The sequence below is a fragment of the Sorangium sp. So ce119 genome (assembly GCF_051524405.1).
GTDB lineage: Bacteria > Myxococcota_A > Polyangia > Polyangiales > Polyangiaceae > Sorangium > Sorangium cellulosum_G.
The window spans coordinates 2365072-2386830 of the sequence record NZ_CP150310.1; the positions used below are offsets into that span (position 1 = coordinate 2365072).

General features: G+C 67.2%; 14 protein-coding genes and 1 pseudogene. 5 read left to right on the forward strand and 10 right to left on the reverse strand.

Going from position 1 to position 21759, the window contains the following annotated elements:
• Positions 1–177 precede the first annotated feature (177 nt).
• Both WME76_RS09225 and WME76_RS09230 read left to right on the forward strand, forming a co-directional pair.
• Positions 178–936 carry an SDR family NAD(P)-dependent oxidoreductase gene (locus WME76_RS09225; RefSeq protein WP_437959790.1) on the forward strand — a complete coding sequence of 253 codons (759 nt, stop codon included), beginning with the start codon at positions 178–180 and terminating at the stop codon, positions 934–936.
• Between the two features lie 35 nt (positions 937–971).
• Complete coding sequence (locus tag WME76_RS09230; protein WP_437959791.1) at positions 972–1967, forward strand: aldo/keto reductase; 996 nt, start codon at positions 972–974, stop codon at positions 1965–1967.
• A gap of 59 nt (positions 1968–2026) precedes the next feature.
• Here the strand turns inward: WME76_RS09230 and WME76_RS09235 are convergent, their stop codons facing one another.
• The 3 genes from WME76_RS09235 to WME76_RS09245 are packed head-to-tail and all read right to left on the reverse strand — an operon-like array spanning position 2027 to position 5275.
• On the reverse strand, positions 2027–2437 hold the full coding sequence (locus WME76_RS09235; RefSeq protein WP_233561068.1) for a PAAR-like domain-containing protein: 411 nt from the start codon (positions 2435–2437) through the stop codon (positions 2027–2029).
• Positions 2438–2465: 28 nt separating this feature from the next.
• Positions 2466–3341: a DUF3540 domain-containing protein gene (locus WME76_RS09240; protein WP_437959792.1), complete on the reverse strand. Its 876-nt coding sequence runs from the start codon at positions 3339–3341 to the stop codon at positions 2466–2468.
• Entirely contained in the window at positions 3338–5275 is a 1938-nt protein-coding gene (locus WME76_RS09245) for a pentapeptide repeat-containing protein (protein ID WP_437959793.1), read from the reverse strand. Before WME76_RS09245 ends, WME76_RS09240 begins: the two co-directional genes overlap by 4 nt.
• Before the next feature lie 127 nt (positions 5276–5402).
• Here WME76_RS09245 and WME76_RS09250 point away from each other — a divergent pair, with 127 nt between their 5' ends.
• The gene (locus tag WME76_RS09250) at positions 5403–7109 is read left to right on the forward strand and encodes a hypothetical protein (protein ID WP_437959794.1); all 1707 of its coding nucleotides are present in this window, start codon (positions 5403–5405) and stop codon (positions 7107–7109) included.
• Between the two features lie 201 nt (positions 7110–7310).
• Here WME76_RS09250 and WME76_RS09255 read toward each other — a convergent pair whose 3' ends face one another.
• The 4 genes and pseudogenes from WME76_RS09255 to WME76_RS09270 form a co-directional block, all read right to left on the reverse strand.
• Positions 7311–7505, reverse strand: coding sequence for a pentapeptide repeat-containing protein (locus WME76_RS09255; RefSeq protein WP_437962095.1), 195 nt, complete (start codon positions 7503–7505; stop codon positions 7311–7313).
• Positions 7506–7614: 109 nt separating this feature from the next.
• Positions 7615–10554, reverse strand: coding sequence for a type VI secretion system tip protein TssI/VgrG (gene tssI / locus WME76_RS09260; protein WP_437959795.1), 2940 nt, complete (start codon positions 10552–10554; stop codon positions 7615–7617).
• Positions 10555–10752: 198 nt separating this feature from the next.
• On the reverse strand, positions 10753–10851 hold the full coding sequence (locus tag WME76_RS09265; protein WP_437959796.1) for a hypothetical protein: 99 nt from the start codon (positions 10849–10851) through the stop codon (positions 10753–10755).
• 21 nt (positions 10852–10872) lie between these two features.
• Positions 10873–11208, reverse strand: a pseudogene (locus WME76_RS09270) (hypothetical protein); the annotation flags it as partial.
• Positions 11209–11421: 213 nt separating this feature from the next.
• On the opposite strand from WME76_RS09270, the gene WME76_RS09275 reads away from it, so the two are divergent.
• The gene (locus WME76_RS09275) at positions 11422–13191 is read left to right on the forward strand and encodes a hypothetical protein (RefSeq protein ID WP_437959797.1); all 1770 of its coding nucleotides are present in this window, start codon (positions 11422–11424) and stop codon (positions 13189–13191) included.
• 9 nt (positions 13192–13200) lie between these two features.
• On the opposite strand, the gene WME76_RS09280 is transcribed toward WME76_RS09275, so the two are convergent.
• Both WME76_RS09280 and WME76_RS09285 read right to left on the reverse strand, forming a co-directional pair.
• Positions 13201–16110 carry a type VI secretion system Vgr family protein gene (locus WME76_RS09280; protein WP_437959798.1) on the reverse strand — a complete coding sequence of 970 codons (2910 nt, stop codon included), beginning with the start codon at positions 16108–16110 and terminating at the stop codon, positions 13201–13203.
• A 243-nt stretch (positions 16111–16353) separates the two neighbouring features.
• Positions 16354–16629, reverse strand: a complete 276-nt coding sequence (locus WME76_RS09285) for a sigma factor-like helix-turn-helix DNA-binding protein (RefSeq protein WP_437962096.1) — start codon at positions 16627–16629, stop codon at positions 16354–16356.
• A gap of 349 nt (positions 16630–16978) precedes the next feature.
• On the opposite strand from WME76_RS09285, the gene WME76_RS09290 reads away from it, so the two are divergent.
• A complete protein-coding gene (locus WME76_RS09290) occupies positions 16979–18685 on the forward strand; it encodes a hypothetical protein (protein ID WP_437959799.1) in 1707 nt (568 codons plus the stop codon).
• 108 nt (positions 18686–18793) lie between these two features.
• On the opposite strand, the gene tssI (WME76_RS09295) is transcribed toward WME76_RS09290, so the two are convergent.
• A complete protein-coding gene (gene tssI, locus WME76_RS09295; RefSeq protein ID WP_437959800.1) occupies positions 18794–21736 on the reverse strand; it encodes a type VI secretion system tip protein TssI/VgrG in 2943 nt (980 codons plus the stop codon).
• Positions 21737–21759: the final 23 nt, after the last annotated feature.

Consider the following 21759-nt stretch of genomic DNA (forward strand, 5'->3'; position numbering starts at 1 on the left):
CCGGGCGGCGCCGCGCGCCGGCGCAAGCGAACCACGGAGCGCGGGTGAGGAGATCAGGCTGGAACGGAACGTGCTGTGCGAGGGCGCTGTGGAGCGCGATGCCGCGCTGCCGCTGCCGCGCACGGGCGCAAGAACCCCAGACCTCGTGTCTGCCGATCGATCGAAAGGAAGCCTCTCTTGGACCTCGAGCTCACTGGAAAGCGTGCCATCGTCACCGGCGGCAGCCGCGGCATCGGCAAGGCCATCGCGCGGGAGCTGGCGCGCGAGGGCGCCGACGTCGTGATCGCCGCGCGCGGCAAGGACAAGCTCGAGGCGACCGCCGCCGAGCTCTCGGCCGAGACCGGCCGCCGCGTCGTCCCGCTGGTGGTCGACACGGGCAACGGGACCTCGGTCAACGCGCTGGTCGAGCGCGCCGTCGACGCGCTGGGGGGCGTGGACATCCTGGTCAACAACGCCGCCTTGCCGGGCGGGATCTCGCCGGCCACCCGCCTCGACCAGATCGTCGACGAGCAGGTGATCGAGGACATCAACATCAAGGTCGTTGGCTACCTGCGGACCGCGCGCGCCGTGGCGCCGCACCTCATCGCGAACGGCTGGGGCCGCATCATCAACATCGGCGGGCTCGCCGTGCGCAAGACCGGCCGCCCGGTCGCCACCCTGCGCAACGTCGGCGTCGCGGCGATCACGAAGAACCTCGCCGACGAGCTCGGCCCGAAGGGGATCAACGTCACGGTCGTGCACCCCGGCGCGACGCGCACCGAGCGCGTCCGCGCCGAGTCCGAGAAGGACCTGGCCGCCTCGGTGAGCATCGGCCGCATCGTGGACGCCCGGGAGGTCGCCTGGGTGGTCACGTTCCTGGCGTCGCCGAGGAGCGTCGCGATCAACGGCGATTCCGTGGTCGCGGGCGGTGGCAGCGTCGGCCCGATCTACTATTGATCCATCGCATCTCGCGCTGAACTGAAGAGAAGACCATGACCCTCCCGACCACCCGCCTCGGCCGTACCGGCCTCACCGTTTCCCGCCTGTGCCTCGGCACGATGACGTTCGGCTTCCAGACGGACGAGGAGACGTCCCGCGTCATCCTCGACAAGGCCGCGGACGCCGGCGTCAACTTCCTCGACACCGCCGATGTGTACCCGCTGGGCGGCGGCCTGCAGACGGCCGGGCGCACCGAGGAGATCGTCGGCCGCTGGCTCAAGGGCAAGCGCGACCGCTTCATCGTTGCCACGAAGTGCGTCGGCCGCGTCGGCCCGAACGACTGGGACCAGGGCGCCTCGCGCAAGCACATCCTGGACGCCATCGACGCCTCGCTGCGCCGGCTCGGCACCGACTACGTGGATCTCTATCAGCTCCACGCCGACGATCGCGACACGCCGATCGACGAGACGCTGGAGGCGCTCGACATCGTGGTTCGCTCCGGCAAGGCCCGGTACATCGGCGTCTCCAACTACCTGGCCTATCGCCTGGCGCGCGCGCTCGGCCGCGCCGACGTGCGCGGGCTCGCGCGGTTCGTCTCCGTGCAGCCGCGCTATGCGCTGCTGTTCCGCGAGATCGAGCGCGAGCTGCTCCCGCTCGCGCAGGAGGAGGGCCTCGGCGTGATCCCGTACAACCCGCTCGCCGGCGGCCTCCTCACCGGAAAGCACCGCCGCGGCGAGCCCACGCCGGGCACGCGCTTCACGCTCGGCGCGGCGGCCACGAACTACCAGCAGCGCTACTGGCACGAGCGCGAGTTCGCGACGGTCGAGAAGCTCCAGGGCATCGTCGCCGAAGCGGGCCAGTCGCTCACGACGGTCGCCGTCGCGTGGGTGCTCGCCCACCCGGCGATCACGTCGGCGATCATCGGCGCGAGCCGGCCCGATCAGCTCGACGCCACGCTCGCCGCGGGCAACCTCGCGCTCGATCCGCAGCTCAAGGCCCGGCTCGACGAGGTGACCGCCGAGTACCGCCGCGGCGACGCGACGCGCTGAGCCTGCGCTCCCGTCGAGCGTGCGCTCCCGTCGAGCGTGCGCTCCCATCGAGCGTGCGCTCACATCGCCACGAATACCTTCACCTGCGACGGCGCGACGTGCGCGCCGGCGGGCATGTTCGCGTTCGACCCGTTATGGGCCGACATGGCGGTGTGATAGACGATCTTCTTCCCCTTGGCGTAGACCTTCGAGCTCGCGCGCTTGAAGGTCACCTGCCCGCGGTTCACGTTCGAGACCATCCCGCCGAGCGTGCCGGCCTCGTCGCCCTTGCTGCTCGGCATCTTCGACGCCTCGGTCACGGTCTCCTTCTTCTGCACGAGCACCTTGGAGACGGTCGACTCGCAGCCGTTCAGCGTGCCGATGTTCGGGAACGGCGTCGGCACGGGGGGCGCCGGCGGCGCTGGCACCTTGCACACGTCGGGCATCGCGAAGCACATGCCGCCGGCCTTCGTCGCTGCGGGCATCTTCATCTCAGGGACCCTCCACTGGCACGCTGGCTCATCCGAGCAGGACGCGCTCGCCGTCGATCGATGTCTCCTTCTTCGAGACCATCGATGTCCGCTCGCTGACGAGCTGATACGCCTCGCGGATGAGCGAGCGCGCGCGCCTCGCCCGGGTCTGGAGGAGCCCGTCGACCTCGCGGTACGCGTCCTTCGCCCGCTCGATCAGCCGGTCGGCCTGGATCTCCATCCGGCCGGCGGTGGCGGCGATGTGCGCGGCGGTCGTCGCGATCCGCTCGGCGAGCACGGTCGCCTCGGTCGCGTGGAGCGACGCCCGCTCCGAGGTGACGTCGACCGCCGCCGCGGCCACGCGCACGGCCGCCCGCTCGACGACGAGCCCCGGCTCGCCGCCCTCGCCGGCCTCGCTCGCCACGCGCCGCCCCGCCCGGTGCCGGACATCGCGCCTGGCGCGCAGCTCGACGTCGGTGGCCGCCTCCACGACGACCTTCCCCCGCGGCGCCGCGAGCGTCAGGTCCCCCGCGGGGGCGGCGACGCGCGCCGCGCCCGTCGCGGCGTCGTACGTGACGGCGACGGCCCCCGACGCGTCCCGGATCGCGATCGTGCTCCCCTCGGCCGACGCCGTGGCCCCCTCGGCCGTCTGGATCACGGGCCCCCGGGCGGCGAGCAGGACGCCAACGATGTAAAAATCTGATGTGGTTGCGTGTTTCGAGACGAGCACCCGGTCGCCTGGGGTGCCCTGGTAGCCGGGCACGGCGAGCCGCGCGCGCGCGGTGGCGCCTTCGACGCCGGGGGTGCCGGGCCTGACGAGGCGCACGACGGCGCGCGCGGCGTCTTCCATGTCGACGAGGGTGGCCTCGAGCACGCCTCCCGGGAAGGGCTCGTGTTCCAGGGCGACAGCGTCGTTCGCGTTCATCGGGTCTCCGTCCGGAAATCTTCCGCGCGGGCGCGGTCAGGGTCGGTGTTCTTCATGTTGCGGGTGCGCGCCCCGACCAGCTCGGCGTCATCGAGCTTCGCGCGGTGCAGGTCGGCGCCCTCGAGGTTGGCGTTCATGAGGTGGGCGCGCTCGAGGCGCGCGTGCGAGAGATCGGCCAGCGAGAGATCGGCGTTCGCCATCACCGCATCGCGCAGGTCCGCGCCCGGTAGCCTGGCCGCGCTGAGCCTGGTTTCGCGCAGGTGGGCGCGGCGCAGGACGGCCTCGTCGAGGGCGGCGTCGGAGAGGTCGGCGCGGGAGAGGTCGGCGCCGTCGAGGATCGCTCTCTTGAGGTTCGCGGAGGGGGCCTGCAGGCCCGTGAGCTTCGCGCCCTTCAGATCGGCGCCCTCGAGGTTGACCTGAGCGGCCTCCACCGAGGTGAGGTTGGCGCCGCGGAGGTTGGCGCCGGACAGCGTGGCGTTCGTCAGGACGCAGCCGCGGAGATCGACGCCCTCGCCGTTCGCGTCGCAGAGCAGCGATTGCTCGATCACGGCGCCGGCGAGCTGCATGGTGCGGAGATCGGCGCCTGAGAGGTCTGCCGCGAAGAGGCGTGTCCGGCGGAGGTCTGCTCCGGCGATCGAGGCGGTGGACAGGGAGGCTTCGGAGAGATCGGCGTCGGAGAGGTCGGCGCCGGTGAGGTCGACGTCGGCGAGCTGCGCCCCGCGGAAGGCGGCGCCGCGGAGCTTCGCGCCGGCGAGGCAGGCGCCGGAGAGGTCGGCGTCGGAGAGGTCGGCGCCCGCGAGCACGGCGCCGCGCAGGTCGGCCTCGGCGAGGTCGGCGCCGGCGAGGTTCACGCCGGCCCACGAGAGGCCGGTGAGCGCGGCCTTGCCGAGGGAAACGCCCGCGAGGTCGAGGCCGCGCAGGTCGACGCCGGCGAGGCGGACGCCCTCGAGGGAGCAGCCCTCGAGCTTCGCGCCGGCGAGGGAGGCCTCGTCGAGGGTGGCGCCGGCGAGGTCGGCGTTGCGGAGATCGGCGCCGTCGAGGGAGGCGCCGGTGAGGTCCGCCCCGGCGAGCGATGCGCCACGGGCTCGCCAGCGCTGGAGCTGGGCGCCGCGGAGCGAGGAGCCGTCGAGGACGAGCCCGTCGCAGGTGGCGCCGGAGAGGTCGGCCTGGGCGAGGTCGCACGCGACGAGGCGCGCGCCCTCGAGGGCGGTGCGGCGGAGGTCGGCCGCGGTGAGGCGGGAGGCCTCGAGGGAGGCGCCGGCGAGGGAGGCGGGGGGGGCTGAGGCGGAGAAGTCGAGTCCGGTGGCGGTGGCGCGCAGGAGATCGGCGCCGCCGAGAAGGAGGCCAGTCGTGGTGGCGGCGCGGAGGTCGACGTCGCGGAGCGAGGCGCCGGTGAGGTTGGCGGAGGAGAGGTCGGCGCCGTCGACGGCGGCGCGGTCGAGGCGGGCGCCCTGGGCGTCGCAGCCCTGGAGGCGGGCGCCGGAGAGCACGGCGTCGAGGAGCTCGGCCTTGTGGAGGCGGGCGGCGCGGAGATCGGCTCGCTCGAGGAGCGCGCCGGAGAGCTTGGCGCCGGTGAGGTCGACCTGGTGGAGCGAGGTGTTGGTGAGGACGGCGTCGCGGAGATCGGCGCCTGCGAGGCGGCAGGCCTCGCCGGGAGGGCCGCCGAGGAGGGCGTCGGTGAGGTCGGCGTCGGTGAGGTCGGCGCCCGCGAGGTTCACGTTGCGGAAGATGACGCCGGAGAGGGTGGCGCCGGTGAGGTTCGCGCCGCGCAGATCGACGTCGCGCCAGAGGGCCTTGGATAGGTCGGCGCCGCGGAGATCGATGCCGGGGGCGACGGCGCCGGAGATGTGGCTGCCGGCGAGCTCGCCGCGCTCGCTCTTCTGCAAGAGCTCGGCTGCGGTCGGGGGTGATCCGTGGTTGCGCTCCGCGGGCATGGTTCGGGCGAGGCTAGGCCATCGCGCGGCGGGTGTCACTGAGGTAGCGTGCGCGCTGGCATGCTCTCGCCGGGGTGTCGGGAGATGCCGCGGTGATGGCGTGGGAGCGGGGGAGGTGAGGAGAGCGATGATCAGCGTTGCGGTGAAGGTCGAGACGGAGTGCGGCACCTGCCGGATGCCGATGCCGGTCAACACGCTGGCTCGCGAGGTGGGGTGCCAGAGCTGCGGTAGGCCGACGGCGATTGGCGGTGATCTATGGCAAGCGCTGTTCCGCGATCCTGTCTACGAGGGCCCGAAGATGCTCCAGAACGAGGGGCGGTGCAGCTCGGCGAGCAGGGTCTCGGTCGCCTTCACACGTCGCGGTCTCTGCTGCCAGGGATGCGAGAAGGAGATCCCCGTCGCGAGCATCGTGGAGGTGCGAGAGCAGGCCATGCTCCGTTGCGATCGCTGCGCTAAGCAGACCTGGGTTCGAAAGGTGCCCGCGGAGTTCGCGGCAGCGCTTCCGAACATCACGCATCTCGTGGGCGAGGATCCGGACCCGCTGGCCATGGCGCATGCCAATGCGGCCCAGGCGGCGACTTTCCCATGCCCGCAGTGCGGGTCGCCGGTGCCGTTCGACGGCGTGAATCGGGCGTGCACGTGCCGCTTCTGCAGCGCGAGCGTGCACGTCCCCGACGAGTTCGTGTATCGCGGGCGAAGGAAGCTGTCAGCGGACTGGTTTCTTTGCTTCGATACGTCGGTCGCCGACTGCTCACCGGTCGCGCAGGCCGTCGCCGCGGGGCTGTTCGACTGGGACGAGCCACCTGTAGCGGCCGTCGATGCCGAGGGCAACCTGTACTGCGCGGCGAGACAGACGCACTGCATTCCGGTGGGCGAATACGGCGCCAAGGAAAAGATCGACAATGTCCTCTGGTCCCTCGACCCGTCGATGAACGTTCGCTGGCTTCAGCGCGGCCGGTCGCGGCCCGTGCACCTGGCGCTCTCCCCGAAGGGTATGCTCCTCGTGTCCGCCCGGGGGAGGTCGTCCCAGCCTTGGCTGTCGTCTCGGACTGGCTGGCGCATCGAGGCAGCAGACGGGACGACTGCTGAGATCGACGGCGATCTGCTCGATTGCGATGATCTGACCTGTGCCAGCGATGGCTCACTGCTGATCCTGAAAGACGACATCCTTCGGCGTATTTCACCGAGCGGCGAGGAGATGTCCGTCCGATCTGGCGGCGCAGCACGCGGCTTACCCCCTACCGAGAGGCTGGGCGGGCTTAAGCGCATCTGTTGCGGTCCAGATGGATCGATCTTCTGTTTGTACAGGGACGAGATCGTCCGCATTGACGTCAGCGGACGCAGTACCTATCGCGTGGAGTTCTCCTCCGATGCAGCGGAATCTCAGTATCGCACGCTAGGTGCCGATCTCAACGGCAACGTCTACGTTCTCCGTAGCGAGCAGCTTGTGCGGATCAGCGCCACGGGCGAGGCGATCGTCCTCTTGAAGTCGAAACGCGATAAGTTGCCGCGGGCGGAGATGAGTATTGCTGTGTGCCCGGACGGGTCGTTCTGGCTCTTCGGTCCAAAAGGCTCTGCATGGAGGTTCGATTCCAGCGTTACGCTTGCGTTCGCGAGTGAAAAAGAGAGCAGACCCACCAAAGTGACAATCGAAAAGCTGCTTGAGCAGCAACGAACTACGAGCGCTGCGAAAGCTGAGTCCGAGCTTCAGGAGCAGCTGCGGCTCATACGGCAGCGGAAAGCGACGGAAGAAAAGAGGACGCAAATGATAGCGGTAGTTGGTGCCGCTGTCCTGATTGCGCTCTTCGTGCTGTTGATGGTTGCAGTACGCTGATCTCGCTCCGGCGCTGATGTGGTTCTGTCTCGCTGCTCGCCATGCCTGGAAAGCGCTACCAGGATGATCGTGCTGCCTCTCGCACCAGGTGGCTGTGGCGGAGATGAGTATGCTCCGCCCACTAGGCGGCAGGCCTCACTGGGAGGGCCGCCGAGGAGGGCACCGGTGAGGTCGGCGTCGGTGAGTTGGCGCCCTGGCGGTTCACGTGCGGAATATGACACCGGAGAGCGTGGCGCCGGAAAGGTTCGCGCCGCGTGGATCAACGTCGCGCCAGAGGGCCTTCGTGAGATAGGCGCCGCGGAGATCAATGCCGGGCGCGACTGCGCCCGAGATATGGCTGCCGACGAGCTCGCCGCGCCCGCTCTTCTGCGAGAGCGCGGCAGGGCTCGTGGTGATCCATCGTTGAGGTTAGCGGGCATGGTTGCGGCGAGGCTAGGCTATCGAGCGGCGGGCGTCACTAAGGTCGTGTGCGGCCTCCTGCTGGAGCAACTCCCGTGCGCATTTGCTAGCCTAGATCGATCCGCCCACCGCTGATCGTGACCTTTGAGGAAGAGCACGTAACACTGGTGCCGCCCTTCGTCAGCTTGGCTGAGCCAGCGCCGAGGATGCACTGCGAGCCTGCGTTTTTCACCGAAACGGTTCCACCTTTGACCAGCAATCCGTCCGTTTTCGAACCAACCATGACATTGCCCGGCTTTGCGCTCATCCCCCACCCGCCGCCCATGATCTCCGCCGATTTTCCTCCGCTGATTTTGGCGTCACCGGCGGCGGTGAGGTGGATGTTGCTCGCCTTTTCTTGCAGGTCTCCGGACGTTCTGATGCTCGTGTCTCCGGTGGCCTGTATGTTGAGGGTGGATTTTGACTTGAGCTGAGCGATGCCGACTGAGCTCATGGTGAGCGAGGATGCTGTCGTGATTCGCATAGCTCCACCGCTGTGAGTCTTGCAAGCGCCCGCCGCCTTGGATACATAGTTACGGGAGAGGAGGTCGATTTTATTGCCGGTGATGAGCGTAGCGGCAGCACCTGCAACAGAGACTTTGCCTGATGACTTCAGCATTGCGACCGCGCCCCCAGCAACGATCGCTTGCCCTTGGGAGGAGACCGTTGCGGATGCGGCGCCACCAACGAAGGCATCGACCTTGCCCATCAGCACCGCTGAGTTGTCCCCACCACCAAGGAAGAACGGGGCGCCCATGCCAGGCACAACCGCCGAGACTCGGGGAACGGCGGCGATTCCGCTAGCCGCTCCGATCATGCTGTTCGCAATAGCGACTTGTGCGGATTCCATAGCCTTGGCAGCTCTCTTCGTGGCGTCGCTCAAGAGCTCGCGCCCTGCTTTCATCCCTTCGCGGCGTGCTTTCTCGGCCGCGCTGGTTCCGGCCACGATCTCTTGAATACCCCCGGCTATTTTCCACTTCTGCTCGTCTTCGGCGATCTGCTTCGCCAGGTCCTCGGATCTCTTCTTTGCGTCAGCGTGCGCCTTGGTGGCTGCGGCCGCTGCTGCGTATTCGGGGGTCTCCTTCTCCCATTCCTCCTTCGTCATGGCTCTGACCATGCCGTAGTGATCCTTCTTTGGTGGCGGGTTATTTCCCGGATAGGGAGCCTTTGCCTGGGCCGCCGCGAGCACCCTCTTCATGTGCTCCTCTGCAACGACGACTTCCTCGTTCGCCTTTGCCTGATCCACAGCAAACAACTTCTTTCGTGTGTCGATGGCAGATTTTGCGACACCCAGAACGTCGTCTACGATCTTTTGGTACTTTTCTTCGGTCAGCGCCTTGGAAAACGCCTGAACGGCGGTCGCATATTGCGTGATGCTCGAGGAGGCCACGACGGACGCGATGTCCGTGAGCGTCGTAGCAATCGACGTCAAGGTGCTGACGCCGGCCGCGCCGACGGCAGTGAACGCCTCCTTGGTGGTCAGTGCAGCGCCCGACTCCGGCGTGTTCGGCGCGCCAAGCTGGAACGTGCTGCCGCCATAAGGCGTCGAGAGCTTGATCCGCTCCTCCCCCTCGTTGTCGTCGATGTTGATCTCGTTCCCGCCGCCGGTCCGGATGACGTTCCTCCGCGCGTTCTTCGCGTCGACGGTGCTCGGCGTCTGCGGGTTCGGCACGGCCCCGGCGATGATCGGCCGGTCCGGATCGCCGTCGATGAAGGTCAGGATCACCTCGACCCCGCTCCTTAGCGGGAAGTGGAACCCGTAGCCCGCGCCCGCGTGGGGCTGGGCCATCCGGATCAGCCGTGAGGCCTTGCCGTCCTCGGCGCTGCTCGTGTCGAACAGGAAGCGGACGCGGTAGCGGCCGGTCTCGTCGACCTCCGCGTACTGACCCTTCTCCGCGGCGTCGATGACGCCGGTGATGACCCCGTGCACCTTCGGCTTCGGCGTCACCCGCGGCGGTCGGTACGTCGTCGCATAGGGAATTGCCCTGAACTCGTTCTCGTAAGGGCGCTCCTCGCCCGTCCCTGCGTTGAGCGTCGCCTGCTGCAGCCGGTGGCGCACCTCGACGAGCAGCAGCTCGATGTCGCCGCGCGGGTGCCCCTCGAGCGTGACCTTCGCCCCCGCGCCGAGGACCTGCACGTCGCTCGCCCCTTCGAACACCCTGCGGCCCGCGCGCAGCTCCTCGGCGCGGATCACGGCGATGCGCTCGCCCTCGTCGGGCGTCTTGAAGTGAGCGCCGTACTCGACGATATCGCCGCCGGACGCCTCCGAGACCGTGGCCGCGGCCATCAGGGGCACGTGCGGCGTGCGGTAATTGTAGTCCTTCACCACATAACGGTTCGGGACCGTGCGTGTCGTGCCCTCCAGCCGGTAAACGCCGATGCGATCGCCGCGCGGATAGAAGTGCGCGCGCCCGTCGCCGGCGACCGGCTGAAAGCCGCTGTTCGCGTCGGAGAAGACCACGACGTCGCGGCCGTCGCGGTGCTCGAAGAAGAAGGAGATGCCGAGGTGCTCGGCCAGGCGCGAGACGAACTGGAGATCCGTCTCCTTGTACTGCACCACGTACTCGCGCGGCGGATACGTCGAGACCAGACGGAGCTCGAAGTCATCGCCCTCGTGGAGCCCGGCGCGCTCGAGCTTCTTCTTGATGACCTCGGGGACCGAGAGATCCATGAAGATCTCCGACGTCTCCGTGAGCGTCAGCCGGAACGCGCGCGGCACGAACGTGAGCGTGTAGGCCATGTGCAACGTCTCGGTGTGGAGCGCGTCGCGCACGACGGAGATGACCCCGAAGATCCGCCGCTCCTCGCGGTCGCCCCTCAGGAACACCAGCGCGGCGGGCTCGGCGAGGAGCGCCTCCTCGTCGAGCCCGTCAGGGGTCTTGCACACCACGTGGAGCTGGAACTCGAACGGCTGCGAGATGACCTCGCGCCCGGTGAGGTCGTGGAGCTCGACCGCGTCGGCCGAGAAAGCACGTGATTCCAGGCGAGCAGAGAGGATGTCCTTCATGAGCGTCCTTCGCGTCCTTCGGGTGAAGAAGCGCTACCATCGCCCGCCGCCGAGGACTTGTTCAAGCAGTTCGTGCAGCGGAGCACCGCTGCGGCGTGCCGCGCTCCATGTCGGTCGCAGCGCTTCGCTCCACGCGCCTCGCGTCGCGCGCTCGACGCCGCTCGCCTCGCCGCGCTCGATGCCGAGCGCGGCCGTCCCTCAGCCCTCCAGCGGCACCTCGAGCGCGTGCCGCCGCGACAGCGCCCGGAGCTTGCTCAGGGCGTTCTCCTCGAGCTGCCGGACCCGCTCGCGGCTCACCCTGCCGGACCCGCTCGCGGCTCACCGAGAACATCCCCCCGATCTGGCGAGCGTGTGCGTCTGCTCGCCGTCGAGCCGAAGCGGAGGCGGAGCACCTCGCGCTCGCGCGGCGTCAGCGACCCGAGCAGCGAGCGGACCTGCGGTGGGGGGACGCGCCGGTGAGTACACCGCGTAGGTCGGTGCCTGCGAGGCGGCAGGCTTCGCCGGAAGAGCCGCCGAGGAGGGGTCTGCGGAAGATAGTGCCGGAGAGGGGGCGCCGGCGAGGTTCGCGCCGCGCAGATCGACGGCGCGCTGGAGGGCCTGGGAGAGATCGACGCCGCGGAGATCGATGTCCGGCGCGACAGCGCCCGAGAGGTGGCTGCCCGTGAGCTCGCCGCGCTGGGTCCTCTGCTAGAGCTCGGTACGGTCGGGGCTGATCCATGGTTGCGCTCCGCGGGCATGGTTCGGGCGTGGCTGGTCTCTCGCGCGGCGGGTGTCACTGAGGTAGCGTGCGCGCTGGCGTGCCTTCGCGGGAGCTGCCGAGGAGGGGCCGTGGTTGGGAGCGAGAAAGCCTGCGGTTAGAGGAGAGGTATGATCAGCGTCGCGGTGAAGATTGAGACGGCGTGCGGCACCTGCCGGATGCCAATGCCGGTCAACACGCTGGCCGGCCGGGTGAGCTGCCCGACCTGCGGTAGGCCGACGTCGATCGCCAACGACCTCTGGCAGGCGCTGCTTCGTGAGCCGCTCTACAACGGGCAGCGATTGCTCCCGAAGGAGGTGCGACGCAGCTCTGCTGGCAAGCTCTCCGTGGCGTACATACGGCGGGCGCCTTCCTGCCAGGGCTGCGAGACGGAGATCCCGGCCGCGAGCATCGGAGAGGTGCTGGACCAGGCGATGCTCCGCTGTGATCGCTGCGCGGTGCAGACATGGGTCCGGGCGGTCCCCACTGATATGGCAGGAGCGCTCCCGAACATCACGCACCTGGTCGGCGAGGCGCCGACCCGGCTCGCTGGCGCTCCTGCCCCGCAGGCCGAGCCGGCGACGTTTCCGTGCCCGCAGTGTGGCTCGCCCATCGCATTCGACGGCGTGAGTCGAGCGTGCATGTGCCGCTTCTGCGGCGCGAGTGTGCACGTCCCAGACGAGTTCGTTTACCGGGGCCAGCGAAAGGTGGTGGCGCACTGGTATCTCTGTTTTCATCCGTCCGTCACCGTGTGCGCACCCGCCGCGCAGGCCGTCGCCGCGGGCCTGTTCGACTGGGAAGAGCTGCCGGAGGCCGCCGTCGACGCAGAGGGGAACCTCTACTGCGCAGCCACGCAGTCGCGCTGGTTCTTCGATGAAAACGGAAGACTACAGCAAAAAATCGACCACATGTTGTGGTCGTTGGACCCTTCGCTGAGCATCCGGTGGCTTCAGCGTGATCGACCCGAGCCGGTGCGCTTTCTGGGCTGCGTGAAGGACATGCTCGTCGTCCTCGGCGCCGGAAGCTCGCCGCCGCTCCGGCTCTCTTCGACGACGGGCAATCCCGTCGAGGACGCAGACTTTGCGGCGCCGAGCATCGAGCTCGCCGAGATCGAACATCGCCTCCTGGCCTGCTCTCCCGACGGCTCGCTGTTGTTCCAGAAGGATGGAAAGCTCCGGCGGGTGGCGCCGGGCGGAGCGGAGCTGCCCGTATGGCCAAACAGCGCTCCGCGGAACGAGGCCGACGATGAACCCCCATACAGTCTGAACTCTATCGCGGATTGTCCGGTGACCGTCCCCTCCTCGCTCACTGGCATGCATTTCGGTCCAGATAGCTCGCTCTATTTGCAGGAGGCAAACATGGTCGCGCGCTTCGATGCGACCGGGCGTAAGGTTTACTGTGTGGAGCTGGGCAGTAATTCCGCGGACCGGAGATCTCTCTTGCTCGGGGCCGACCTCGACGGTCGTGTTTATGTCATTCGCAGCGATCGACTCGTGCAGGTCGGGGCTGCGGGCGGGCAGAACGTCGTCCTGCTCGCGGAGCGCGACGCGCTTCCTCGCGCGAGGATGACCATTGCGGCATGCCCAGATGGGTCGTTCTGGCTGTTCGGTGAGAAGGGGCTCGCCTGGAAGTTCGCGCCCGGAGGCAGACTGCTCTTCGCAAGCGAAAAGGAGCCCAGGCCGAAGAACCCAACCGTGGACGAGGTCGTCCAGCAGCACGTGGAGAGCACTATGGAGATGCTCAAGGTGCGGGGCCAGGCGGAAGTCGAGAATATGCAGAGAGTCGAACGCGAGGTGACGCGGCGGGAGAATGTCCGGGAGAGCCGGATCTTTGCAGTGTCCTGGACTCTCGGGCTCGTGTTCATTGTTGCGCTCGTGATAGCAATCAAATTTCGGTGTTGAATGAATGGCCTATCCGAGATCGATTCGGCGTCCCCTCAGCTTCACGGCGCCCTTTCCGACGGTGACTTTCGCCGAGCCGGCCAACAGCTCGACGCTCGAGCTGCTCACGCTGCAACTCGAGCCCCCCTTGACGAGGCGCGCCTGGCTCCCCGAGACCGCCAAACGGCTTCCATCGTTTCCGACAGTGATAGCGCCAGGTTCTGCTTTCAAGCTCCACTGGCCGCCTTTAACGAAAGCAGTATTGCCCTCGATCTCGACCTTGCCCGCACTCTTGATCTCCATGGTCCCATTGGATTTTATGGTAGCCTCACCGCTGGTCTCGGCAAGGAGCGGGCCTGTGGATCTCATCTGGAGCGAGCCGCCAGCTTTCATCGAGAGCCTCGTGCCCGCTTCCATGTCCACAACGTTGCCGCTGTCGATGGTGATCGCCTGGCCGCCGTTCAGCTTCATGACGCCGAGCGACAGCAGGTCCACGAGTGCATCGGACGTGACCAGGGCGCTGGCCCTGCCTGCAATCTCCACAGAGCCGCTGGCCTTCAGAACCGCGGCAGCTCCGCCTACGACGACGGCTTGACCATTGGATGACAAGGTTGCATTGGCTCCGCCGCACACGTATGCGCTCACGGTGCCGGTGATGGCTGAGGTCACCGAAGCAGAGTTCAAATTGATAGGGGTCCCAGGCGCAGGTACAGGAGACGGGAGGCGACCCGCTGAGGCGTAGCTGCTGGCCAAGAGAGCCGTACCTGTGAGGCTCAATACGCTCGTGTGATTCAGAATCTGTTGCGCGTTCTTTGTTGCGGTGCTGTAAAGATCGCGCGCGCCCTTTACGAAAGCGTTGGCCACCTTGCCCCCCTCGACTGCGGCCCCGGCGGCTCGCCAGGCAACCGCATCATCGCTCTCCGTGTTGAGCTTCTTGTAGGAGTCGGCTAGTTCCTTTGCGGCCTTCGCGTCTTCCTTAGCTTTTTCAATTTTCTTGATATCCTCGGGATGGTTGGCGTCCCACTCCTGACGTGTCATAGGCCGGCGCTTACCGTCTGCTTCGTCGCCCGGAGAGGCTGTCATGTAGTTTATGGTTTGCCACCGGCTGGTCATCGAGTTCTGCAGCTGGTCGACGCGAGCCTGAGCCTTTACGGCCTCTTCGTCGAGCTTGGCGTGCTCGAGGGCATGCCATTTCGTGTTGGTGTCCACCACGCTCTTGGCGACGCCCAGCATGCCGTCCATCAGCTTATGCCCTTTGTCCCCCTTGAGCGCTGACATGATGCTCGCAGCTCCGGCATGATTGACGATGTTCACGGAGCTCAGGACGGAGGAAACCTCGGATAGGACCGTGTTCACGGACGTAAGAGTGCTAACTCCTGCATTGGCGACCGCAGTGTAGGCCTCCGTGGTCGTCATGGCAGCGCCGGCCTCGGGCGTGTTCGGCGCCCCGAGCTGGAACGTCGCCCCGCCGTACGGCGTCGAGAGCTTGATCCGCTCTTCCCCCTCGTTGTCATCGATGTTGATCTCGTTCCCGCCGCCCGTCCGGATGACGTTCCTCCGGGCGTTCTTCGCGTCCACGGTGCTCGGCGTCTGCGGGTTCGGCACCGCCCCCGCGATGATCGGCCGGTCCGGATCCCCGTCGATGAAGGTCATGATCACCTCCACGCCGCTGCGCAGCGGGAAGTGGAACCCGTAGCCCGCGCCCGCGTGGGGCTGGGCCATCCGGATCAGCCGTGAGGCCTTGCCGTCCTCGGCGCTGCTCGTGTCGAACAGGAAGCGGACGCGGTAGCGGCCGGTCTCGTCGACCTCCGCGTACTGACCCTTCTCCGCGGCGTCGATGACGCCGGTGATGACCCCGTGCACCTTCGGCTTCGGCGTCACCCGCGGCGGTCGGTACGTCGTCGCATAGGGAATTGCCCTGAACTCGTTCTCGTAAGGGCGCTCCTCGCCCGTCCCTGCGTTGAGCGTCGCCTGCTGCAGCCGGTGGCGCACCTCGACGAGCAGCAGCTCGATGTCGCCGCGCGGGTGCCCCTCGAGCGTGACCTTCGCCCCCGCGCCGAGGACCTGCACGTCGCTCGCCCCTTCGAACACCCTGCGGCCCGCGCGCAGCTCCTCGGCGCGGATCACGGCGATGCGCTCGCCCTCGTCGGGCGTCTTGAAGTGAGCGCCGTACTCGACGATATCGCCGCCGGACGCCTCCGAGACCGTGGCCGCGGCCATCAGGGGCACGTGCGGCGTGCGGTAATTGTAGTCCTTCACCACATAACGGTTCGGGACGGTGCGCGTCGTGCCCTCCAGCCGGTAAACGCCGATGCGATCGCCGCGCGGATAGAAGTGCGCCCGCCCGTCGCCGGCGACCGGCTGAAAGCCGCTGTTCGCGTCGGAGAAGACCACGACGTCGCGGCCGTCGCGGTGCTCGAAGAAGAAGGAGATGCCGAGGTGCTCGGCGAGGCGCGAGACGAACTGGAGATCCGTCTCCTTGTACTGCACCACGTACTCGCGCGGCGGATACGTCGAGACCAGACGGAGCTCGAAATCATCGCCCTCGTGGAGGCCAGCGCGCTCGAGCTTCTTCTTGATGACCTCGGGGACCGAGAGATCCATGAAGATCTCCGATGTCTCCGTGAGCGTCAGCCGGAACGCGCGCGGCACGAACGTGAGCGTGTAGGCCATGTGCAACGTCTCGGTGTGGAGCGCGTCGCGCACGACGGAGATGACCCCGAAGATCCGGCGCTCCTCGCGGTCGCCGCTCAGGAACACCAGCGCGGCGGGCTCGGCGAGGAGCGCTTCCTCGTCGAGCCCGTCAGGGGTCTTGCACACGACGTGGAGCTGGAACTCGAACGGCTGCGAGATGACCTCGCGTCCGGTGAGGTCGTGGAGCTCGACCGCGTCGGCCGAGAAAGCACGTGATTCCAGGCGAGCAGAGAGGATGTCCTTCATGAGCGTCCTTCGCGTCCTTCGGGTGAAGAAGCGCTACCATCGCCCGCCGGCGAGGACTTGTTCAAGCTGTTCGTGCAGCGGAGCACCGCTGCGGCGCGCCGCGCTCCATGCGGATCGCAGCGCCTCGTCCCTCGCTCCACGTGCCTCGCGCCGCCGCGCTCGACGCCGCCCTCCATGCGGCTTGTATCGCCGCGCGCGACGCCGGCGAGCTCGGCCGCGCTCGACGCCGAGCGCGGCCGCCCCTCAGCCCTCCAGCGGCACCTCGAGCGCGCGCCGCCGTGACAGCGTCCGGAGCTTGCTCAGGGCGTTCTCCTCGATCTGCCGGACCCGCTCGCGGCTCACCGAGAACATCCCCCCGATCTCGGCGAGCGTGTGCGTCTGCTCGCCGTCGAGCCCGAACCGCAGGCGGAGCACCTCGCGCTCGCGCGGCGTCAGCGACTCGAGCAGCGAGCAGACCTGCCGCGGAGGGGCGCGCCGGTGAGGACGGCGTCGCGCAGGACGGCGGCTGCCAGGCGGCAGGCCTCGCCGCGAGGGCCGCCGAGGAGGGGGCCCTTGAGGTTCGCGCCGCGCAGGTCGACGCCGCGCTAGAGGGCCTTGGAGAGCTCGGCGTCGCGGAGGTCGATGCCGGGAGCGACGGCGCCCGAAATGTGGCTGCCGGCGAGCTCGCCGCGCTCGCTTCTCTGCACGAGCTCGGCTGCGCTCGGGGGTGCTCCGCGGTTGCGCTCCGCGGGCATGGTTCGGGCGAGGCTAGGCTATCGCGCGGCGGGTGTCACTGAGGTAGCGTGCGCGCTGGCACGGGTTCGTCGGAGTTGTCCGGGGAGGTGCCGTGGCGGGGCGCGGGAGCGGAGCGGGGGAGGTGAGGAGAGCGATGATCAGCGTTGCGGTGAGGATCGAGACGGAGTGCGGCACCTGCCGGATGACGATGCCGATCAACACGCTGGCCCGCGAGGTGGGGTGCCCGAGCTGCGGTAGGCCGACGGCGGTGAGCGACGATCTGTGGCAGGCGCTGCTCCGCGATGCGGTTTATGAAGGACCCAAGATGCTCCAGAACGAGGGGCGGCAGGCCTGGGTCCGCAGGTTCTCGGCTACCTACACGCGGATCAACCCTTGCTGCCAGGGATGCGAGAAGGAGATCCCCTTCGCAAGCATCGTGGAGGTTCGAGACCAGGCGACGCTCCGCTGCGAACGCTGCGCCAAGCAGACGTGGGTACGAACCGTGCCAGCGGAGCTCGCGGTGGCACTCCCGAACATCACGCACCTGGTGGGTGAAGAACCTGATCCGCTCGTTGTCACGCAGGCGACGACGCCCGAGATTGCGACGTTCCCGTGCCCACAGTGCGGCTCGCCGGTGCCGTTCGACGGCGTGAACCGCGCGTATACGTGCCGGTTCTGTAACGCGAGCGCGCACGTGCCGGACGAATTCGTCTACAGAGGACGAAGGCGGATCGCAGCCAACTGGTTCCTTTGCTATCACGCATCTATCACGGATGACGCATCCGCTGCGCAGGCCATCTCCGCCGGGCTGTTCGATTGGGTCGACCCGCCAGACGCGGCCGTGGACGCGGACGGCAACCTTTACTGCGCGGCCGTCCAGTCGCACTGGGTCCCCGGCGAGGGCGTCTCCGTGAAAGAAGAGCACGACAATGTGCTCTGGTCCATCGATCCGTCGATGAACGTTCGCTGGCTTCTGCGCGGCAACCCGCGGGCTGCACGACTCGCGCTCTCGCCGAAGGGAACGCTCCTCGTATCAAGTCAGAGGAAGTTGTCGCGGCCTTGGCTCTCTGCCAGGACCGGCATGCCTATCGAAGGCCCAGACGGCACGGTACAAAGACTGGATGGCGAACTGCTCGACTGCGTAGATCTCGCCTGCGATCGCGATGGCTCCCTCCTGATCCTCAAGGATGACCTTCTTCGCCGGATTGCGCCGAGCGGCACCGAGATGCCGCTGTGGCCTGGAGGCGCTGAGCTCAGCGCGCGTCCCGTCGCCGACATGGGCGGGCTCGGGCGTATTCATTGCGGCGCTGATGGTTCGATCTACTGCATGTATGGCGACGAGATCGTCCGCGTCGACGCTAGCGGGCGTATTCTCTATCGTGTGGATCTCCCCGCCGAAGGCGCCAACGCAAAGTATCGAGTTCTTGGTGTCGACCTCAACGGATGCGCTTATGTCGTATGCGGTGAGCACCTCCTGCGGATTGATACGACAGGCGAGCGTGCGGTCGTTCTGGAGGCAAAGCGCGACGACCTGCCTCGACCAGAGACGAGTATCGCCGTGTGCCCCGATGGATCATACTGGCTCTTCGGCAAGAAGGGACGTGCTTGGAAGTTCGATCCCAGTGGTACGTTGCTTTTTGCGAGCGGCAAGGAGAACAGGCCTCGAAAGATGACAGAGGGGGAGCTGCTTCAGCAGCAACGAGCGACGATGGCTGCGAAAGCTGAATCCGAGCTTCAGGAGCAGCTAAGGCTCACACGGCAGCGGAAGGCGAGGGAAGAGAGAAATACGCAAACGATAGCGGTTGTTGGTGCCGCTGTGCTGATTGCGCTCTTCGTGCTGTGGGTCGTCGCGATGCGGTGACATGTCCACACCTCGGCCACGGTTCTGTTGGGCTGCTCGCGAGGCTCGGAAATGGCTATCAGGAGCGTCGATCGGCTTCTCGCGTCAGGTGACAATCACACCTGAGCACTAGCCGAGATCGATCCGGCCGCCGACGATCGCGATCTTCGACGAGGAAACTCGAACGCTGGTCCCTCCTTGCCCCAGCGTGGCAGATCCAGTGGTGAGTACGCAGTTAGATCCTCCTTTTACGATCTTGACCACTCCGCTCGTGACGTCGAGGCCGTCTGAACCTTTTCCAACCTTGACGTTGCTCGAGCTTGCGGTCATCCCCGAGCCGCCTCCCATGATCTTCACGGAGCTCCCACCATTGACCTTGACATCGGTGTTGGCCTCGAGGTGGATGTCGGTTCCCTTCTGTTCGAGAGTTGTCGATGCTCTTATTGTGGCATCCTTTCCGGCTTGAACTTTGAGCGAGCTACTCGATGCGACCGCGGCGTCTCCGGATGCACTGATGTTGAGCGATGACGCAGTCTTGATTCGCATAGATCCACCGCTCTGGATCTTGGTAGATCTGCCTGACTTGGAAATGAAGGCGCCTGATTTGAGATCGATTTTCGAGCCGGCTGTGATGAGCGTTGCCCCGCCCGCACCAACCGACGCTCTGCCGGGTGACTTGAGCATTGCGACCGCGCCCCCAGCAACGATCGCTTGCCCTTGAGAGGAGACCGTTGCGGATGCGCCGCCACCCACGAAGGCATCGACCTTGCCCATCAGCACGGCTGAGTTGTCCCCACCACCAAGGAAGAACGGGGCTCCCATGCCAGGCACTGCCGCCGAGACTCGGGGAACCACGGCGAATCCGCTGGCCGCGCCGATCATGCCGTTCGCAACCCCGACTTGTGCGGCTTCCAAGGCCTTGGCTGCTCTCTTGGTCGCTTTGCTCAGGAGCTCTCTTCCCGCTTTCGTGCTCTCGCGAAGTGCTTTGACGGTTCCGCTGACTCCCGTTTCGATGTCAACTATAATCCCAGCCTCTTTCCACTTCTGCTCATCTTCGGCGAGCTGCTTCGCCAGGTCCTCGGACCTCTTCTTTGCGTCAGCGTGCGCCTTGGTGGCTGCGGCCGCTGCTGCGTATTCAGGGGTCTCCTTCTCCCATTCCTCCTTCGTCATGGCTCTGACAATGCCGTAATGATCCTTCTTCGGTGGCGGGTTATTTTCTGGATAAGGAGCCTTTGCTTGGGCCGCCGCGAGCACCCTCTTCATGTGCTCCTCTGCAACGACGACTTCCTCGTTCGCCTTTGCCTGCTGCGCAGCATTCAACTTCTTTGGTATGTCGATGGCAGATTTCGCGACACCCAGAATGTCGTCTACGATCTTTTGGTACTTCTCTTCGGTCAGCGCCTTTGAGAACGCCTGAACGGCGGTCGCATATTGCGTGATGCTCGAGGATGCCACGACGGACGCGATGTCCGTGAGCGTCGTAGCGACCGACGTCAAGGTGCTGACGCCGGCCGCGCCGACGGCAGTGAACGCCTCCTTGGTGGTCAGTGCAGCGCCCGACTCCGGCGTGTTCGGCGCCCCGAGCTGGAACGTCGCCCCGCCGTACGGCGTCGAGAGCTTGATCCGCTCTTCCCCCTCGTTGTCATCGATGTTGATCTCGTTCCCGCCGCCCGTCCGGATGACGTTCCTCCGGGCGTTCTTCGCGTCCACGGTGCTCGGCGTCTGCGGGTTCGGCACCGCGCCGGCGATGATCGGCCGGTCCGGATCCCCGTCGATGAAGGTCAGGATCACCTCCACGCCGCTGCGCAGCGGGAAGTGGAACCCGTAGCCCGCGCCCGCGTGGGGCTGGGCCATGCGGATCAGCCGTGAGGCCTTGCCATCCTCGGCGCTGCTCGTGTCGAACAGGAAGCGCACGCGGTAGCGGCCGCCCTCGTCGACCTCCGCGTACTGACCCTTCTCCGCGGCGTCGATGACGCCGGTGATGACCCCGTGCACCTTCGGCTTCGGCGTCACCCGCGGCGGCCGGTATGTGGTCGCGTACGGTATCGCCCTGAACTCGTTCTCGTAAGCGCGCTCCTCGCCCGTCCCGGCGTTGAGCGTCGCCTGCTGCAGCCGGTGGCGGACCTCGACGAGCAGCAGCTCGATGTCGCCGCGCGGGTGCCCCTCGAGCGTGAGCTTCGCCCCCGCGCCGAGGACCTGCACGTCGCTCGCCCCCTCGAACACCCTGCGGCCGGCGCGCAGCTCCTCCGCGCGGATCACCGCGATGCGCTCGCCCTCGTCGGGCGTCTTGAAGTGAGCGCCGTACTCGACGATATCGCCGCCGGACGCCTCCGAGACGGTGGCCGCGGCCATCAGGGGCACGTGCGGTGTGCGGTAGTTGTAGTCCTTCACCACATAACGGTTCGGGACGGTCCGCGTCGTGCCCTCCAGCCGGTAAACGCCGATGCGGTCGCCGCGCGGATAGAAGTGCGCCCCCCCGTCGCCGGCGACCGGCTGAAAGCCGCTGTTCGCGTCGGAGAAGACCACGACGTCGCGGCCGTCACGGTGCTCGAAGAAGAACGAGATGCCGAGGTGCTCGGCGAGGCGCGAGACGAACTGGAGATCCGTCTCCTTGTACTGCACCACGTACTCGCGCGGCGGATACGTCGAGACCAGACGGAGCTCGAAATCATCGCCCTCGTGGAGGCCAGCGCGCTCGAGCTTCTTCTTGATGACCTCGGGGACCGAGAGATCCATGAAGATCTCCGACGTCTCCGTGAGCGTCAGCCGGAACGCGCGCGGCACGAACGTGAGCGTGTAGGCCATGTGCAACGTCTCGGTGTGGAGCGCGTCACGCACGACGGAGATGACCCCGAAGATCCGGCGCTCCTCGCGGTCGCCGCTCAGGAACACCAGCGCGGCGGGCTCGGCGAGGAGCGCCTCCTCGTCGAGCCCGTCAGGGGTCTTGCACACGACGTGGAGCTGGAACTCGAACGGCTGCGAGATGACCTCGCGTCCGGTGAGGTCGTGGAGCTCGACCGCGTCGGCCGAGAAAGCACGTGATTCCAGGCGAGCAGAGAGGATGTCCTTCATGAGCGTCCTTCGCGTCCTTCGGG

Excerpts from the sequence above, each read along its gene's own strand:
- WME76_RS09275 (WP_437959797.1), top strand. The coding sequence starts at position 11,422 with ATGATCAGCGTCGCGGTGAAGATTGAGACGGCGTGCGGCACCTGCCGG.
- tssI (WP_437959800.1), bottom strand. The coding sequence starts at position 21,736 with ATGAAGGACATCCTCTCTGCTCGCCTGGAATCACGTGCTTTCTCGGCC.
- WME76_RS09250 (WP_437959794.1), top strand. The coding sequence starts at position 5,403 with ATGATCAGCGTTGCGGTGAAGGTCGAGACGGAGTGCGGCACCTGCCGG.
- WME76_RS09280 (WP_437959798.1), bottom strand. The coding sequence starts at position 16,110 with ATGAAGGACATCCTCTCTGCTCGCCTGGAATCACGTGCTTTCTCGGCC.
- WME76_RS09290 (WP_437959799.1), top strand. The coding sequence starts at position 16,979 with ATGATCAGCGTTGCGGTGAGGATCGAGACGGAGTGCGGCACCTGCCGG.
- WME76_RS09235 (WP_233561068.1), bottom strand. The coding sequence starts at position 2,437 with ATGAAGATGCCCGCAGCGACGAAGGCCGGCGGCATGTGCTTCGCGATG.
- WME76_RS09245 (WP_437959793.1), bottom strand. The coding sequence starts at position 5,275 with ATGCCCGCGGAGCGCAACCACGGATCACCCCCGACCGCAGCCGAGCTC.
- WME76_RS09230 (WP_437959791.1), top strand. The coding sequence starts at position 972 with ATGACCCTCCCGACCACCCGCCTCGGCCGTACCGGCCTCACCGTTTCC.
- WME76_RS09240 (WP_437959792.1), bottom strand. The coding sequence starts at position 3,341 with ATGAACGCGAACGACGCTGTCGCCCTGGAACACGAGCCCTTCCCGGGA.
- tssI (WP_437959795.1), bottom strand. The coding sequence starts at position 10,554 with ATGAAGGACATCCTCTCTGCTCGCCTGGAATCACGTGCTTTCTCGGCC.